Source organism: Neisseria sp. P0008.S010 (assembly GCF_051962715.1).
GTDB classification, from domain to species: domain Bacteria; phylum Pseudomonadota; class Gammaproteobacteria; order Burkholderiales; family Neisseriaceae; genus Neisseria; species Neisseria elongata.
In genome coordinates, this window is record NZ_JBQCVA010000321.1 from 1 (window position 1) to 263 (window position 263).

Sequence of the window (263 nt, forward strand, 5' to 3'; positions counted from 1 at the left end):
GCACACCGGCTTTCGCCACATCTTCAAACTGCCGCCCGCGCATTTCCTCACGCTCGATTTGAACGCGGCTGCGCCCGCACCAAAAGTTGAGCGGTATTGGTCGTTGTCTTATGCGCCAAAGCTGAGGCTCAGCGAAGCGGATGTCTGTGTGGCTTTGCGCGAGAAACTGACTGAAGCGGTACGCTTGCGCATGATTTCGGATGTGCCCATCGGCGCCTTCTTATCGGGCGGGATTGATTCGAGCAATCCCGCCCGATAAGAAG

Annotated in this window: 1 protein-coding gene; it reads left to right on the top strand. The window is 57.4% G+C overall.

From position 1 onward, the window contains the following. On the top strand, window positions 1-259 hold a 259-nt coding region (locus tag ACTHSL_RS13780), incomplete at its 5' end, for an asparagine synthase-related protein (RefSeq protein WP_440381731.1). Window positions 260-263: the final 4 nt, after the last annotated feature.